Annotated in this window: 14 protein-coding genes; 2 read left to right on the top strand and 12 right to left on the bottom strand. The window is 73.4% G+C overall.

Going from position 1 to position 14,859, the window contains the following annotated elements; genetic code table 11:
• Positions 1–31 precede the first annotated feature (31 nt).
• The gene (locus ACFPZN_RS12095) at positions 32–856 is read left to right on the top strand and encodes an SDR family oxidoreductase (protein ID WP_378281975.1); all 825 of its coding nucleotides are present in this window, start codon (positions 32–34) and stop codon (positions 854–856) included.
• 13 nt (positions 857–869) lie between these two features.
• On the opposite strand, the gene ACFPZN_RS12090 is transcribed toward ACFPZN_RS12095, so the two are convergent.
• From ACFPZN_RS12090 to ACFPZN_RS12040, 11 genes are all read right to left on the bottom strand, one after another.
• Positions 870–2,090: an NAD(P)/FAD-dependent oxidoreductase gene (locus ACFPZN_RS12090; protein WP_378281974.1), complete on the bottom strand. Its 1,221-nt coding sequence runs from the start codon at positions 2,088–2,090 to the stop codon at positions 870–872.
• Between the two features lie 13 nt (positions 2,091–2,103).
• Entirely contained in the window at positions 2,104–2,406 is a 303-nt protein-coding gene (locus ACFPZN_RS12085) for a hypothetical protein (protein ID WP_378281973.1), read from the bottom strand.
• 35 nt (positions 2,407–2,441) lie between these two features.
• A complete protein-coding gene (locus ACFPZN_RS12080; protein WP_378281972.1) occupies positions 2,442–4,112 on the bottom strand; it encodes a thiolase C-terminal domain-containing protein in 1,671 nt (556 codons plus the stop codon).
• Between the two features lie 64 nt (positions 4,113–4,176).
• The gene (locus ACFPZN_RS12075) at positions 4,177–5,553 is read right to left on the bottom strand and encodes a cytochrome P450 (RefSeq protein WP_378281971.1); all 1,377 of its coding nucleotides are present in this window, start codon (positions 5,551–5,553) and stop codon (positions 4,177–4,179) included.
• Between the two features lie 35 nt (positions 5,554–5,588).
• Complete coding sequence (locus ACFPZN_RS12070; protein ID WP_378281970.1) at positions 5,589–5,780, bottom strand: ferredoxin; 192 nt, start codon at positions 5,778–5,780, stop codon at positions 5,589–5,591.
• A 74-nt stretch (positions 5,781–5,854) separates the two neighbouring features.
• Entirely contained in the window at positions 5,855–7,318 is a 1,464-nt protein-coding gene (locus ACFPZN_RS12065; protein WP_378281969.1) for an aldehyde dehydrogenase family protein, read from the bottom strand.
• Positions 7,319–7,390: 72 nt separating this feature from the next.
• Complete coding sequence (locus tag ACFPZN_RS12060) at positions 7,391–8,230, bottom strand: NAD(P)-dependent oxidoreductase (protein ID WP_378281968.1); 840 nt, start codon at positions 8,228–8,230, stop codon at positions 7,391–7,393.
• The gene (locus ACFPZN_RS12055; RefSeq protein ID WP_378281967.1) at positions 8,227–9,444 is read right to left on the bottom strand and encodes a CaiB/BaiF CoA transferase family protein; all 1,218 of its coding nucleotides are present in this window, start codon (positions 9,442–9,444) and stop codon (positions 8,227–8,229) included. The genes ACFPZN_RS12060 and ACFPZN_RS12055 overlap by 4 nt, the downstream gene beginning before the upstream one ends.
• Positions 9,445–9,498: 54 nt before the next feature.
• Positions 9,499–10,998 carry a class I adenylate-forming enzyme family protein gene (locus ACFPZN_RS12050; RefSeq protein ID WP_378281966.1) on the bottom strand — a complete coding sequence of 500 codons (1,500 nt, stop codon included), beginning with the start codon at positions 10,996–10,998 and terminating at the stop codon, positions 9,499–9,501.
• A 37-nt stretch (positions 10,999–11,035) separates the two neighbouring features.
• Positions 11,036–12,274, bottom strand: coding sequence for an acyl-CoA dehydrogenase family protein (locus ACFPZN_RS12045; protein WP_378281965.1), 1,239 nt, complete (start codon positions 12,272–12,274; stop codon positions 11,036–11,038).
• Complete coding sequence (locus ACFPZN_RS12040; RefSeq protein ID WP_378281964.1) at positions 12,271–13,425, bottom strand: acyl-CoA dehydrogenase family protein; 1,155 nt, start codon at positions 13,423–13,425, stop codon at positions 12,271–12,273. The genes ACFPZN_RS12045 and ACFPZN_RS12040 overlap by 4 nt, the downstream gene beginning before the upstream one ends.
• 202 nt (positions 13,426–13,627) lie before the next feature.
• Between ACFPZN_RS12040 and ACFPZN_RS12035 the strand changes: the two genes are divergently transcribed.
• The gene (locus ACFPZN_RS12035) at positions 13,628–14,008 is read left to right on the top strand and encodes an ArsR/SmtB family transcription factor (protein ID WP_378281963.1); all 381 of its coding nucleotides are present in this window, start codon (positions 13,628–13,630) and stop codon (positions 14,006–14,008) included.
• 86 nt (positions 14,009–14,094) lie between these two features.
• Here the strand turns inward: ACFPZN_RS12035 and ACFPZN_RS12030 are convergent, their stop codons facing one another.
• The gene (locus ACFPZN_RS12030) at positions 14,095–14,811 is read right to left on the bottom strand and encodes an FAD-binding protein (protein WP_378281962.1); all 717 of its coding nucleotides are present in this window, start codon (positions 14,809–14,811) and stop codon (positions 14,095–14,097) included.
• Positions 14,812–14,859 lie beyond the last annotated feature (48 nt).

Raw genomic sequence — 14,859 nt, 5'->3', positions numbered from 1 at the left:
CGGCGGAGACGAGCGGGGAAGGGGCGATCGCATGACCCGGAACGTGGCGGTGGTCATCGGAGTCGGCGGGATGGGGCAGGCCATCGCCCGCCGCCAGGGGGTCGGGGCCCGCGTCCTGGCCGCGGACTTCGACCAGGATCTGCTGGAGACGGTGACCGGCTCGCTCCGCGACGAGGGTTACGACGTGACCCCCCAGGCGGTCGACGTCTCCTCCCGCGAGTCGGTCACCGCGCTCGCCGGGCGGGCCGCCTCGCTGGGCAAGGTCCACTCCGTGGCGCACACCGCCGGGCTGTCCCCCGTCCAGGCGCCGGTGGCGGCGATCCTGGCGGTCGACCTGCTGGGGGTCGCCCTGGTCCTGGAGGAGTTCGGCAAGGTCGTCGCCCCCGGCGGGGCCGGGGTCGTCATCGCCAGCATGGCCGGCCACTTCCACCCCGGCCTCCCTCCCGAGGACGCGCTGCGGCTGGCCACGGCCCCGGCCGACGAACTGCTGTCCCTGCCCGCCGCCGACGCCGCGGCCTTCGCCGACTCCGGCGCCGCCTACTCCTTCGCCAAGTACGCCAACCTGCTGCGCGTCCAGGGCGCGAGCCCGTCCTGGGGCGCACGCGGCGCCCGGATCAACTCGATCAGCCCCGGCGTCATCGCCACCCCCATGGGCCAGGCCGAACTGGCCGGCGAGCACGGCGCCGGCATGAAGGCGATGGTCGACGCCTCCAACGCCGGGCGCCTCGGCACGCCCGCCGACATCGCCGCCGCCGCCGACTTCCTGCTCGGCCCCACGGCGGGCTTCCTGTCCGGAACCGACCTGCTCGTGGACGGGGGCGTCGTCGCCGCCGTCCGCTCCGGGCGGCTCGGCTGACCGGCCGGGGCTCTCAGCCGGGGACCCGCCCGTTGCCGCCGGCGGCCCGGGCGAGGACCTCCGAACGGCCGGCGCGTGCAACGACCAGCGGCCGGTAGCGCATGACGAGCGCCGGGGCGCCGAAGGAGACGACCCCGGTCAGCGTGTCCCCCGCGAAGTACGCGGCGACGGTGCCCTTGACGGGGCCGCCGCCCAGGCCGTCACCGTGCAGCGGGACGACCTCGTCCGCGAGGTCGGTCCGCCCGATCGCCTGGATCTTCAGCTCGAACTGGTCGGACCACACGTAGGGCGGGCTCGTCGGCGGGAGCTCGGCGCCGAGGATGTCGCACGCCGCCGTCGCCGCCTGGTCGCACGTCATGGTCCAGTGCTCGCCGCGGTGGTGGTGGCCGGCGGCGGGGTTCCACCAGGCGGCCGCGTCCCCGACCGCCCAGACGCCGCTCATGCCCACCACGCGGCCGCGCTCGTCGCAGGCCAGGCCGTCCTGGACGCGGACCCCCGCGCCGCCGAGCCAGGTCAGGTCGGGGACGGCGCCGACGGCGGCCAGCACGACATCGGCCGACAGCACGGTGCCGTCCGCCATCTCGACCGTGCGCCCGTCCACCAGCCGGGCGATCCGCGACCCGCAGCGCAGGTCGACCCCGGCGCCGGTGACCAGGCGGGCCGCGAGCGCGCCGACCCGGCGCCCGAGCACCCGCTCGCACGGCACGCTCAGCGCCTCCAGCACGGTCACCTCGACGCCCGCGCGGCGGGCGGCCCAGGCGACCTCCGCCCCGATGAACCCGGCCCCGATGACGATCAGGGACCGGGCGGAGCCGAGGGCCTTCCGCAGCGCCAAAGCGTCGTCGAGGGTGCGCAACGTCGCCACCCCCTCGGGCTGGTGCGGCAGCCTGCGCGGGACCAGCCCGGTCGCGATGACGACGGCGTCGCCGGTGACGGTGCCGCCGTCGTCCAGGGTGACGGTCGTGCCGTCCAGGGCGACCGCCCCGGTGCCCAGACGCGCCGACACCTCCAGCTCGGCCAGGCCCGCCCGGTCGCGGAGGCACACCCGCTCGGGCTCCCACTGCCCGGAGAGGATCTGCTTGGACAGCGGTGGACGGTCGTAGGGGGCGTGCTCTTCGGCGCCGACCAGCGTGATCCGGCCCGCGTAACCGCCCGAGCGCAGCCGCTCGATCGTGCGCAGGCCGCCGAGCCCGGCGCCCACGACCACGACGTGCCGGGGAGTGTTGGAAGACAAAGGAGAACCGCCGTCAGTCGGACGCGGGGAGCGGCTTGGCCGACTTCTGCGCCACTTCGGCCCCGTTGACGGCGACCGGGTGCTCGCCGCCCTTGACGCACAGCAGCTCGATGTCGAGGCCGTCGGCGGTGTACCGCTTCCCCAGCAGGAGGCCGGCGCCGGTGGCCGCGGCCTCGACGGGCTCGCCCGCCTCGCCCTTCGGCACCATCCCGCGGCCCCCGCAGGTCACCTCGAGGTCCTCGGCGGGGGCCCGGACGACGACCAGGGCCGTCGAGTCCACGACGCTCTCCAGCGTCTGTCCCAGGGTCAGCTTCATCGGCAATCGTTCCTCATTCGTTCGGTGTGGCTCGGTCAGGTGTCGGTGCGCAGCAGCATGACCCCGCTGGGGGTGAGGCCGCCGCTGCTCACCACGGCCACGCGGGCGCCGTCGACCTGGCGGTCTCCGGCGTCCCCGCGCAGTTGCACGATCGCCTCGTGGAGCAGGCCCATGCCGTGGGTGCGGCCGTGCGAGAGCTGCCCGCCGTGGGTGTTGAGGGGGAGCACGCCGTCCCGGGCGATGTTCTTGCCTCCCTCCAGGAAGTCCCCGGCCTCGCCGATCTCGCAGAAGCCCAGCGCCTCGATCCAGGACAAGCAGTTGAAGGTGAAGCCGTCGTACAGCTGGGCGAGGTCCACGTCGCCGGGGCGCAGCGTCGTCCGGGTCCACAGGTGCGCCGCCGGTCCCAGCACCTGCGGCTCATGCGTGGAGGTGCTCTGGTCCCATTCGAGCCGCTCGACGATCTGCGTGCCGACCGCCTCCACGCGGATCGGGCGCACGCGCAGGTCCCCGGCGGTGTCGGCGGCGGAGACGACGACGGCGACCGAGGCGTCGCAGGGGACGTCGCAGTCGTAGAGGCCGAACGGCGTGGTGATCATCCGTGCCCCGAGGTAGTCGTCCATCGTCATCGGCTCACGATAGATCGCCGTCGGATTGAGCGCCGCGTTGGCCCTCTGGTTGAGGGCGATCCAGCCGAGCGTCTCCCGGGTGGTCCCGTAGCGGTGGAAGTGCCGCTGCGCGCTCTGGGCCAGGACGTGCGCGGCCGAGGTCGCGCCGAACGGCATCCCCCAGCCCATGTCACCGGCCATCCGCCCGCCGCCGCCGAAGCCGAGCCGCCCTTCGCGCAGCAGGCGGTCGTGGGTCGACTGCCAGACGGTCCGGAAGCACAGCACGTGCCGGGCCAGCCCGGCCGAGACCGCCAGCATCGCGGCGATCACCGATCCGCCGGGCCCGAAGGTCTCCCCGCCGCCGTTGTACCAGGTCGGGCGGATCCGCAGCGCCGCCTCCAGCGCCGTGACGCCGCCCTCCCCCATGCCGTGCTCCAGCCCGCCGCCCGGGTAGGTGGACAGGCCGTCGATGTCGTCCATGCCCAGGCCCGCGTCGGCGACGGCGGCCCGGCACGCCTCGACGGTGAGCGCCAGCGGGTCGGCCATCAGCCGGCGGCCGATCCGGGACGCCCCGGCGCCCGACAGCACGGCGTCGTCCTCGAACTTGCGACTGCGCACGGGGGGCCGCACCAGTGCGCGGATCCGTTCGGGGGACTCCTCGTCCTCGGGGAGCGGGGCCGGCCGCTCGGGCTGGTCGGCGGCGGGCCGGAACAGCGGCAGCCAGACGTCCTCGACCTGCTCGAAGGTCACCTCCATCCGCATGCCCAGGCGCAGGTCCTCCTCGGCGCAGTCCACCAGCCGCGTGGTCAGGCGGACGCGCGGGTCCTCCTCGACCGCCACCTGCGCCACGATGTACGGCGAGGGAAGCCCCGGCAGCCGGAACCGGTGGCTGACGGTGAAACCGATCAGGGTGGCCAGGCCCGACACCTCGCGCACCCGGGGCGGGGAGCCCTGGCAGTGCGGGCAGACGGGCTTGGGCGGGTGCACGAGCGCGGAGCACGACCCGCACTCCTGCAACCGCAGCCGCCCGTCGGCGCCGGCGGTCCAGTAGAACTCGTTCCAGGGCGTGACGAACGGGAGGGGCCGGCCAGGCGCGCTCACCGGCCCGGCTCCCGTCCCGCGGAAGGTCCCGCGTGGGTCACGGCGTACTCCTTTTCATGGGCGCTCAGCCGTCGAGCTTCGCCCGCGTCGTGCGGACCGTGATCGGCTCGGCGAGGCGCTGCTCGTCGCAGATGCGCTGGACCTTCTCGATCGTCTCCTCGAGACCGGCGCCCAGGCGCTCACCGGGGGTGAAGGTGGCCGGCAGGTGCTTCATCCCGTTGATGATGCCGGTCGAGTCGTAGTGCACCGCGCCCTCGGGGTCGCAGACGAAGTCGGGCATCCGGTCCAGCACCGCGGTGAGCATGATCTTGAAGGTCACGCGCGCCACGTTCGAGCCGATGCACCGGTGGATGCCCAGCCCGAAGCTGTTGTGGCGGTTGCCGGTGCGGTCGAGCCGGACGGTGTGCGGGTCCTCGAACACCGTCTCGTCCCGGTTGGCCATCGCCCACGACAGCCAGAGGCGGTCGCCCTCCTTGAACTTCGTGCCGTTGACCTCGCAGTCCTGGGAGATCGTGCGGCCGTCGCCCTGCGCGGGGGTGAAGAAGCGCAGGAACTCCTCGGTCGCGCTGTCCAGCAGCGTCTCGCGCTCCCGGCTCAGCCGCTCCCGCTCGCCGGGATGCTGCGACAGCCACTCCAGGGAATGCGCGGTCAGCGCCGTGGTGGTGTCGAAACCGCCGCCGATCAGCAGGTTCAGGACGCCCAGCAGCTCCATGTCGTCGGGCCGGCGGCCGTCCAACTCGAGGTGCACCAGCTCGTTGATCAGCCCGGGACGCGGCTCGGCCCGCACCTCGTACATGGTCTCGAACATCCGCTCGCCCATGCGCCGCATGAGCTGCCGCACCCGATCGAAGTTCCGCGAGCTCGGCGGCGTGTAGACGAGCGCGTGGATCGGCTCGCAGTAGATGTCCCAGTCCTTCAGCGGCGCCCCGAGCAGTGCCATCGTGAGCACCGCGGGCACGATGTTGGCCAGGTCGTCGACGAAGTCGATCCGGCCCGTCTTGATCTTCTCGTCGAGGCAGGCGCGGGTCAGCTCCTCGATCACCGGCTTCCAGCGCGCGACCGCCGCCGGGGACAGGTAGGGGTTGAGCGCCTGCCGGTAGTAGCGCTGGTCCGGCGGGTCCATCTCCAGGAAGCCGCCCCGGGTCCGCTGCTTGCGGTCGGCCACGTGCGGGATGTTGATCCCGACGTAGCCGGTCCCGGTGCCGGTCACGTCGTTGTCGTTGGACAGCAGGTCGGCCCGCCGGGCGAGGTCGAACAGCTCCTTGTTGCCGCTGGCGAACCAGTAGCCCCCGTGCGTGTCGTTCCAGGCGACCGGGCACCTGCCGTGGAACTCGTCGGTGAGCTGCTCGAACTCCACCCGGTACCGCGTGGAGTGGCGGTCCAGGCTGATGGTGTGTCCGCCGGGCGCGTCGTCCGCGGTCGGCGCATCGTCCATGGTCATGGCAAGCTTCTCCAGCCCGAGATCGGTGGTCGGGGTCAGGACAGGTCGATCGCCCGTTCCGGGCAGGAGCGGACGGCCTCCCTGGCCGCCCCCTCCTGCTCCTGCGGCACGTCCTCGTCGATGGCGTACGCGTGGCCGTCCTCGTCCCGCAGGGCGAACAGCTCGGGCGCGTTCATCGCGCACAGCGTGTGCCCCTGGCAGATTCCGGGATCGACGCGAACCTTCACGGTGGGCCTCCTCGCGCAAGTCGGTTCATATGGGGAGTCGGATCGGATGTCGGATCGGATAAGGAGGTCGCGGCTCAGCCTGCGGGGGGCACCGCGATGGTCTTGACCTCGAGGAAGTCCTCCAGGCCCTCGGTGCCCCACTCGCGGCCGAGACCGCTCTGCTTGTAGCCGCCGAACGGGGACTCCACGTCGAACCACTGGGCGCCGTTGACGCTGACGGTCCCGGTCCGGAAGCGGCGGGCCATGGCCATCGCCCGGTCCTGGTCGACGCTGAACACGGCCGCCGACAGGCCGTACATCGTGCCGTCGGCGATCCGCAGCGCGTCCTCCTCGTCGTCGAACGGCAGGACCACCAGCGCCGGGCCGAAGATCTCGTCCTGGGCGACGGGGGCCTTGGGGTCCACGTCGGTGATCAGCGTGGGCTCGACGAAGTAGCCGCGCTCGAAGCGGTCGGTCGGCTTGCCGCCGAGGACGACGCGGCCGTCCCGCGCGGCCAGCTCGTAGTAGCGCAGCACCTTGTCGCGCTGCGCGGCGTTGATGACCGGCCCCATGACGTTCTCCGGGTCGGTCGGGTCGCCCCACTTCACCTGCTCCATGGCCCCCTTGGCCATGTCGACCACGTCGTCCAGGCGGGCGCGCGGCACCAGCATCCGGGTCAGCTGGGTGCAGCCCTGCCCGGAGTGGATGCACACCGCGCCGGCCAGCGCCGGGACGACGAGCTCCAGGAGCGGGTCGTCCAGGAACACCGCGGCGGACTTGCCGCCCAGCTCCAGCGTGACCCGCTTGATCGTGTCGGCGGCGGCGCCCATCACCTTGCGCCCCGTGGCCGTCGAGCCGGTGAGGGTGACCGCGTCGATGTCGGCGTGCGTGGCCAGCAGCTGGGCGACACCGTTGTCGCTGGTGGTGACGACGTTCAGGACGCCGGCGGGGATGTCGGTGTGCTCGGCGGCCAGCGCGCCGAGCGCCAGCGAGCTCCACGGGGTGTCGGGCGCGGGCTTCAGGACGACCGTGCAGCCCGCGGCCAGCGCGGCGCCGACCTTGCAGATGCCGAGGTAGAGCGGGTAGTTCCAGGGTGTGATGGCCCCGACCACACCGGCCGCCTCACGCCGGATGATCCGGTCGGCGGGCCTGCCCATGACGGACTTGGTGGGCAGCGTGTGCTCCCACTCGTAGGTGTCCAGCAGCCCGATGTAGTGGTCGAGGTAGCCGATCGACTCCTCGATCGCGACCCCCGGCGTCTGGCTCACCGGGCAGCCGGTCTCGGCCACGTACCCCGACCGCAGGGTCTCGACCTCGGCGCGCAGCGCGTCGCGCAGCTGGACCAGGCAGCGGCGGCGCAGCTCGACGTCGGTCGACCAGCCGGTGGTGTCGAAGGCGCGCCGGGCGGCGCCGATCGCGCGTTCCAGGTCCGCGGCGTCGGCCTCCGGCACCGCGCCGAGCACTTCTTCCGTCGCCGGATTCACGTTGTCGAAGGTGCGGCCGCGGCCGGCCGCCACCAGCTCGCCGTCGACGAGCATCCGGTCACCGAGCGTGGTCATCATCGACTCCCGTTCGTTGGGGGTGGGGACGTACCGGCCCCTCGGGGCGGAGCCGGGCGGGCACGGGCGGGTTCATCGGGGGTGGCCCAGGGATTCCAGCGCGGCGTCCGCCGCCGCGAGCACGGTGCCGGCCTTGGCGTCGCCACCGCCGTCGGCGAGCGCGACCACCAGCCGGACGTCCTTGCGCAGCAGCGGACCGGCGTACTCCGCCAGGGGCGTCAGGGTGAAGTCCGGCGGTCCCAGCACGGACGCCGAGAAGCTCCCGCCGGATCCGTGCGCCAGCACCTGGGAGAGCTGGGCGCGGTCCACGCCGAGCCGGGCGGCCAGCGCGAACCCGCTCTCGGCCACGCCCAGGTTCGCCGCCATCATCAGGTTGTTGATCAGCTTGGCGCTCTGCCCGGCGCCGACCTCCCCCAGGTGCAGGACGGGGTCGCCGTAGCTCTCGAACACCGGCCTGGCGCGCTCGACCGCGCCGGCGTCGCCGGCGGCCATGACGAGCAGCTTCCCCTGCTCGGCGGAGTGCCCCCCGCCGCTGACCGGCGCGTCGACGAAGGCGACGTCCCGGGCCGCGGCCAGGTCGGCGAGCCTGCGGCAGGTGTCGGGGTGGACGGTGCTGTGCACGGCGATCAGCCCGCCGGGTTCGATGCCCGCCAGGAGGCCGTCCGGTCCGGACACCACCTCCTCGACCCCCGCGTCGTCGACCACGCACACGCACGCGATGTCGCTGGCCGCGGCCAGCTCCGCCGCGGAGCCCGCGACGGCGGCGCCGGTGTCGGCGAAGGCCGCGAGCGTCTCGGGGCGGCGCGCCCACAGCGTGGTCGGGAAGCCGGCCGCCGCGATGCGGCGGGCCATGGGGCCGCCCTGGCTGCCGAGGCCGATGAACCCGACGCGCGGGGTCGCGGGCGCGCTCACGTGACCGCCCCCGCGATCTTGAGGTTGATCAGCTCCTCGTCGCCGATGCCCAGTTCCCGCAGGATCTCGTCGGTGTGCTCGGCGAACAGCGGGCCGCGGGTCAGCTCGGGCGCCTCACGGTTGAACTGCACCGGGGTGCCCACCAGCTCGCGGGTCACGCCCTCGGCGTCCACCACCTCCGCGATCTGGCCGATCGCCCGCAGCGACCGGTCGTGGCCCAGCTCGTAGGTGTTCTGGACGACCGACCACTGCCCCTCCATGTCCTCGAAGGCGGCGACCCACTCGTCCTTGGTGCGGCTCGCGATGATCTCCGCGACGATGTCGCTGACCGCGGCGGCGTTGGCCATCAGCTTCTGCGCGGAGTCGAACCGCTCGTCGGTGGCGAGTTCGGGGCGGCCCGCCTTCTCGCAGAACTCCGGCCAGTACCGCCCCGGCTGCAGCATCGACAGGGACAGCCACCGGCCGTCGGAGGTCTCGTACACGCCCGTGAGCGGGTTGCTGGCCCGCGTGGCCAGCCGGTTCATCTTCGGCAGCGGACCGCCGGCCATCAGGGCCAGGTTCACGTTCATCTGGGTCGCCCAGGCCCCGACGCCCACCAGGGAGATGTCCACCGTGGCCGCGCCGTGCCCCTGCGCCCGGGCGAACAGGGCCGCCGAGATCCCGGCCGCGATCGTCATCCCGCCGATGTTGTCGCCGTAGGCGCCCACCGGCTGCTGGGTCAGGAACTCCGCCTCGGGCGGCGTGGCCGAGTCGGCGCTGCCGCCGCGCGCCCAGAAGGCCGTGCTGTCGTACCCGCCCTTGTCGGCCTCCGGGCCGCTGTGCCCGAAGCCCGTCCCGGCCGCGTAGATGATGTCGGGGTTGACCGCGCGGACGTCGTCGACCTCGATGCCCAGCTTGGCCCGGGCGCTGGGCAGGAAGTTGGTCAGGAACACGTCGCTGGTACGGATCAGCTCGTGCAGGACCCGCTTGGCCTCCGGCTTCTCCAGGGCCAGCCCGATACTGCGCTTACCGCGGTTGGGACCGTCCATCATCGGCGAGAACGTCGACCCCTCCGACCCGACGTTCTGGCTGAACACCTTGACGATGCCGCGCTGCGCGTCCCCCTTCTCCGCATGCTCGACCTTGATGACATCGGCGCCCCAGTCCGCCAGGACGGCACCGGCGGACGGCACGTAGGTGAACTGGGCGACCTCGAGGACCCGGACACCTTCCATCGGCTTGAACACAGTTGCGTGACCTCGGCTTCCTGACGGGGTGGCAGTGATCTTTCATGCGGAGACGGAGTCGTCCTGCCGGAGGCCCGCGACGAGATCGCGTCGCAGCACCTTGCCGGTGGCCGTGGTGGGGAACTGGTCGACGAAGGTCACCGAGTCGGGGGTCTTGGAGCCGCGCAGCCGCTCCCGCACCCAGGTCCGCAGGTCGCCGGGCTCGACCGCCGCTCCGGGGCGGACGACGACGAACGCCGCGATCCGCTGCCCCCATTCGGCGTCCGGCACGCCCGCGACCACGGAGTCCAGGACCGCCGGGTGGCCGTTGAGCACGTCCTCGATCTCGGCGGGCGCGATGTTCTCGCCGCCCCTGATGATGGTGTCGTCGGCCCGGCCGCGGACGAACAGGTAGCCGTGCTCGTCGAGGTAGCCGAGGTCCCGGGTGGGGAACCAGCCGTCGGGGCGCAGCATGCTCCCGGCCTCCAGGTACTCCCCGGCGACCTGGGGGCCGCGCACCACGATGTCGCCGACCAGGTAGGCCGGGCACGGGCGGCCGTCCCCGTCGTGCACCTCGATCTCGACCGACGGCAGGGCGCGGCCCACGGAGCCGAGCCGGGTGCGCACCGCCGGGTCGGAGCTCGCGGCGGCCTCCCGGTGGTCCTCGGGCCCCAGCACGGCGATGGACGAGGCGGTCTCGGTCAGCCCGTAGGCGTTGACGAAGCCGGTGTGGGGGAACCGCCGGAGCGCCTCCTCGATCACCTCGGGGGCGACCTTCGCACCCCCGTAGGACAGGGACTTCAGGCAGGCGGGCCCGCGCGTCCCCCGGGCCTGGAGCTCGGCCACGATGCGGGCGAGCATCGTCGGGACCACCATCGCGTGGGTGACCCCCTGGCGCTCCACGGTGTCCAGCCACTCCCCCGCGTCGAACCGCGGCATGTAGACGATCCGCCGTCCGCTGTAGAGGTTCGACAGGGCGTTGGCCACCGCCGCGATGTGGTACGGCGGGACGCTGACGAGGGTGGCGTCGGTGTCCGGCACCGAGGCGAACTCGACCGACCCGAACAGGTACGCCGTCAGGTGCTCGTGGCGCAGCACGGCGCTCTTCGGCGTGGAGACGGTGCCGCTCGTCATGAGCAGCGCCGCGACGGAGCCGGGCGGGGTCGTGACCGCCGCGGACGAGTCCGTCCCGGCCGCGGGCAGCGCCAGGAACTCCGCGGTGCCGACGGTCGCCGCGCCCGGCACGCGCTCCGGCGTGTCGGTCACGACGAGCGGGGACTCCTGGCGGGCCATCACCTCGCCGAGCTGCCGCTCCCCCAGCCGGTAGTTGAGGGGCAGGAACGGCACGCCCGCGAAGGCGGCGGCGAACAGCGCGACGGGGAACTCCGGTCCGTTGGGCCCCAGGTACACCAGCCTGCGCGCACCGGCCGCGGTGACGTGCCCGGCCCCCGCCAGCGCCCGGGCGCGCAGGTCCGCGCCGGTGAGGCCGGTGGCGCGGTCCCCGACGAGGACGCGGCCGGCCATGCCGTCGGCGACCATGTCGAGGATCATCGCGAGGTTCATCAGCTCTCCAACCGTCGTCGCGGTCCGCCGGCGTCCGTCAGCGTCCGCGCTTGACCTCTTTGAAGGGGACGTCCCGGTCGAGGGCCGGCTCGCGGGGCATGCCCAGCAGCCGCTCGCTGATGATGTTGCGGGAGATCTCGGTGGTGCCGCCGCCCAGGCTCGCGCTCTGCCGCATGAGGTAGCCGATGGACACCCGGCCGCCGATCCCCAGGTCGGCGCCCGTGCCGGTGGCCGCGTTCGCCCCCGCGATCTTGAGCGCGATGTCCTCCCTGAGCTGGGAGGTCTCGGCGTGCAGGAGGCGCAGCATGGACGAGCCGGCCGGCGGGAGCGCCCCGCTGCCCAGCGCCCGCGACACGCGCTCCACCATCTGCTCGTGCACGGCCGTCATGACCAGCGCCTCGCCGACCAGCTCGCGCACCGCCGGGTCGTCCGACCTGCCCAGCGCCCGCGCCACGTCGATCGGCGGCACGCGGGGCATGGTCGGGGGGAGCCCCCGGCCGCTGACGTAGGGCGAGCCGCCGCCCACCGCGTTGCGCTCGTGGAACATCTGCCGGGACGCGACCTCCCAGCCGCCGCCGACCTCGCCGACGACGGCCGAGGCCGGCAGCACGACGTCGTCGAAGTACTCCTCGCAGAACTCCCGGGAGCCGTTCACCATCCGGATCCGGTTCACCGTCACGCCCGGCGCCTTCGTCGGCACGAGGAACATCGTCAGCCCGCGGTGCTTGGACACCTCCCAGTCGGTGCGGGCCAGGCACAGCCCCCAGTCGGCCGCGTACGCGGAGGTGCTCCAGGTCTTCGCCCCGTTGAGGATCCAGCGGTCGCCGTCGCGCTCGGCCCGGGTGATCACCCCGGCGAGGTCGGAGCCGCCGCGGGGCTCGGACAGGAACTGGCAGAGCGCCTCGTCCCCGCGGATCGCCGCGCTGATCCGCTCGCGCTTCTGCTCCTCGGTGCCCACGTCGAGCAGCGTCGCGGCGCAGATGCTGAACGTGGGCGTGTTGAGCAGCAGCGGCATCTCGTAGCCCCTGCACTCCTCGGTGAACGCCTGCTGGTGCGCGGGCGACAGGCCGAGGCCCCCGTACTCCTTCGGGAAGCAGATGCCGGCGAAGCCCCCGGCGTACAGCTTCTTCTGGAGTTCGCGGGCGCGGTGCCACTCCTTGATGTCGTCATCGGCCGGCGGGGACACGTGGCCGTCCCAGCGCGGCATGTTCTCCGCCAGCCACGTCCGGGCCCGGGCGCGGAAGGACTCGACGCTCTCGGTGGTGTTCTCGGTCATCGCGGGTCGTTCCCTTCGGCCGGTCGGGCGGAGGCGAGGTCGGCCAGGCGGAGGCGGTGGTCGCGCGGGGTCCCGTAGAGGGACTGGTCCAGGACGGCGCGCCGCAGGTACAGGTGGAGATCGTGCTCCCAGGTCACCCCGATGCCGCCGTGCAGCTGCACGCAGTCCTGCAGGATGACCGGGGCCCGATCCCCCACGTACGCCTTGGCCACGCTGACCAGCCGGGGGGCGTCCGGCGCCGCCGCCTGCACGGCTCCGGCCGCCGCCTGCGTCGTCGCGTGGCAGGCCTCGATCCAGGTGCGCATGTCGGCGAAGCGGTGCTTGAGGGCCTGGTAGGACGCCAGCGGCCGGCCGAAGGAGTACCGATCGAAGGCCCACCGCGTGGTGAGGTCGAAGATCCGGTCCAGGCCGCCGCAGAGTTCCGCGCACTGCACGACGATGGCGATCTGGAGCTGGCGCTCCACGGTCCGCAGGTCTCCCGGCACGCCCACCAGCGCGTCCTCGCCGACCTGGACGCCCTCGAAGCGGACCTCGCCGAAGGCGCGGGACAGGTCCAGGGACCACTGCGGGGTGACGGTCACGCCGGGCGCGGAGGCGGGGACCAGGAACTGGGCGGTGCCCTGCGCGGTGGCGGCGGTGACCAGGAACAGGTCGGACTGCGCGGCGTCCTCGACGCGGTCCTTGACGCCCTCCAGGACGATGCCGCCGCCGGCGGGCGTCGCGGTGAGGCCCGGGGGCTCGGCCGTCCATTCCCCGCCGGGCTCGTAGACCGCCCAGCTCGCGACGGTCTCACCGGCGACGAGCGACTCGATCTCGGCGGAGTGGTCGGGGCCGGTGCCGTGCGCGTGGACGAGGCCGGCAAGCACGGCGTTGACCGGCAGCAGGGGCCCGGGGGCGACTCCCGCGCCAAGTTCCTCGGCGATGAGGGCCAGGTCGCGCACGCCTTCTCCGGAGACGCTGCCGCCGCCCAGTTCCTCCGGCACGACGGTCGCCGCCCAGCCCAGCTCGGCGCCCTTGCGCCACCAGTCACGGCTCCAGCGGAGCTCGCCGTCCTCCAGGCCGCGGATGCGGTCGAGCGAGCACTCCTTCTCGCGGAGCCCTCGCGCGGACTTCTGCAAGAGCTTCTGATCCGGCGAAAGAGCCAGCTCCATCGGGGACTTCCCCTCACATCCGGGCGGGATCGGCGGCCGGGCGCCGACCACGGGGCGCTGCGGCGACCCGGCGCCGTTCGAGACGCATCTCACTGAAGCGGATATTCAGATACATGTCAATATATCTAAATGTTTTCCCGGTGAGCTAAATTCATGGTCGGCGAACACTGGAACCGTGGTGGAGTGCAGAGGAGAGGGCGTCATGTCCCGCGAACCCGTTACCGCGACAGAGGTCTTCAAGGCGCTGGGCGACCCGATCCGGTGGAACATCGTCCAGCAGGTGGCTCAGCAGGACGAGTTCCCCTGCAGCGTCCTGGAGGACACGCTGCCCATCTCCAAGCCGACCATCTCCTACCACACCAAGATCCTGACCCAGGCCGGGCTGATCGAGGTGCACAAGCGGGGCCGCAACTACTTCTACTCGCTGCGCCAGGACGTCCTGCGCGAGGTGCTCGGCGAGCTGTGGGCCCTGGCGCCCGCGCCCGGACTCGCCGAGGGCGGCCGCCGCGACGGCGAGGACCGGCCCCCGCCCGCGACCGCGCCGGGCGACTCCGCTCCCGGCACCGCCCTCGTGACCTGGTAGCTCCCCTCCTCGATCTTCCCGATCTCGCGCCGCGTCCGGCATGGGCTCACCTGCCTGTCGGAGGACTGGACCTGGCCATGGGGGCGTCAGATCACCGATCGCAGCTCGGCCCCGGAGCGCCGCGCCGTCTCGAGGGCGGCGCCGCGTCCGGCCCGGTGTCCGGCGGCCGGATCGGCGGCGCGCCCGCCCACGGCCGAGTAGAGGCCGGGCACGGGGAGGCCGGCTCCCATCAGGACGGCTCCGGTCGCGGCGTCGAAACCCAGCTCGGCCTGGCGTGAGGCCGCCGCGGCGCCCGCCTCCCGCGCCGCGCACCAGGTGCGGACGGCCAGTTCCGGACTGGGCCGGGCCGTCGGCGGCGGTCCGTCCGCGTCACCGCTCGCGCGCGCCGCGCTCCACACGGCGGGCCCGACGAACTCCCAGTGGCGCGGGTCCAGGGCGAGCACGACCGAGGAGCAGCCGACCTCGCCGACGATCGTCTCCGCGAGCCGAGCCGTGGCGGCGCCGCCGTCGGACGGCGGCGCCGCGTACCCGACACCGCACACCCGCCCGGCGTCCATCATCAGCTCGTGCACGTGGCAGCGCGGGTGGACGGCGACCCCGGCCGCGAGCGCGGCACGCTGGAGGCCGGACCGCAGTGCCCGGCGGGACCGGGCGGAACGTGAGAGGGCGAGTGGCCGCGCCGTCGGCACGCCCCGGTCAAGGACGGTGACGCGGGCTCCGGCCCGTGCCGCCGCCAGGGCCGCCGCGGCGCCGGCCACGCCGAATCCGACGACCACCACGTCCGCGTTCCTCGGGAGCGGCATCGGGGCCTCCTCGCCAGCGCGGCCCCGGAACAGGTGTCCGCGGGGCGG

Origin of the sequence: Actinomadura rugatobispora (assembly GCF_042656285.1) — a bacterium.
Lineage (GTDB): Bacteria > Actinomycetota > Actinomycetes > Streptosporangiales > Streptosporangiaceae > Spirillospora > Spirillospora rugatobispora.
The sequence above is the reverse complement of the archived record's forward strand: the minus strand, read 5'-3'. Positions and strand labels throughout refer to the sequence as shown.

What these genes read in the sequence shown, in the direction of transcription:
- ACFPZN_RS12035 (WP_378281963.1), top strand. Translation starts at nt 13,628, where the DNA reads ATGTCCCGCGAACCCGTTACCGCGACAGAGGTCTTCAAGGCGCTGGGC.
- ACFPZN_RS12095 (WP_378281975.1), top strand. Translation starts at nt 32, where the DNA reads ATGACCCGGAACGTGGCGGTGGTCATCGGAGTCGGCGGGATGGGGCAG.
- ACFPZN_RS12075 (WP_378281971.1), bottom strand. Translation starts at nt 5,553, where the DNA reads ATGACCATGGACGATGCGCCGACCGCGGACGACGCGCCCGGCGGACAC.
- ACFPZN_RS12085 (WP_378281973.1), bottom strand. Translation starts at nt 2,406, where the DNA reads ATGAAGCTGACCCTGGGACAGACGCTGGAGAGCGTCGTGGACTCGACG.
- ACFPZN_RS12040 (WP_378281964.1), bottom strand. Translation starts at nt 13,425, where the DNA reads ATGGAGCTGGCTCTTTCGCCGGATCAGAAGCTCTTGCAGAAGTCCGCG.
- ACFPZN_RS12045 (WP_378281965.1), bottom strand. Translation starts at nt 12,274, where the DNA reads ATGACCGAGAACACCACCGAGAGCGTCGAGTCCTTCCGCGCCCGGGCC.
- ACFPZN_RS12050 (WP_378281966.1), bottom strand. Translation starts at nt 10,998, where the DNA reads ATGAACCTCGCGATGATCCTCGACATGGTCGCCGACGGCATGGCCGGC.
- ACFPZN_RS12065 (WP_378281969.1), bottom strand. Translation starts at nt 7,318, where the DNA reads ATGACCACGCTCGGTGACCGGATGCTCGTCGACGGCGAGCTGGTGGCG.
- ACFPZN_RS12030 (WP_378281962.1), bottom strand. Translation starts at nt 14,811, where the DNA reads ATGCCGCTCCCGAGGAACGCGGACGTGGTGGTCGTCGGATTCGGCGTG.
- ACFPZN_RS12055 (WP_378281967.1), bottom strand. Translation starts at nt 9,444, where the DNA reads ATGGAAGGTGTCCGGGTCCTCGAGGTCGCCCAGTTCACCTACGTGCCG.